Source organism: Lactobacillus corticis (genome assembly GCF_018327645.1).
Lineage (GTDB): Bacteria > Bacillota > Bacilli > Lactobacillales > Lactobacillaceae > Lactobacillus > Lactobacillus corticis.
This window is the reverse complement of record NZ_BMAY01000079.1, coordinates 1-202: the sequence shown is the minus strand read 5'-3', so window position 1 is coordinate 202 and position 202 is coordinate 1. Positions and strand designations below refer to the sequence as shown.

Sequence of the window (202 nt, the reverse complement as noted above, 5' to 3'; positions counted from 1 at the left end):
CCTTACTCCGGCTGTCAGACTCGAACTGACGACATCGTGATTAACAGTCACGCGCTCTACCAACTGAGCTAAGCCGGAATATTAAAAAAAGCGCGGCGACTTCCTACCCTCGCAGGCAGTTGCCCACCAACTACTCTCGGCGTTAAGAAGCTTAACTTCTGTGTTCGGCATGGGTACAGGTGTTTCCTTCTTGCTTTCGCTA

General features: G+C 51.0%; 1 tRNA gene and 1 rRNA gene. Both read right to left on the bottom strand.

Annotated features, from left to right (window positions below):
* Positions 1-5: 5 nt before the first annotated feature.
* Positions 6-78 (bottom strand) — tRNA-Asn (locus KI210_RS08820).
* Positions 79-90: 12 nt separating this feature from the next.
* Positions 91-202 (bottom strand): 5S ribosomal RNA (gene rrf, locus KI210_RS08815); the annotation flags it as partial.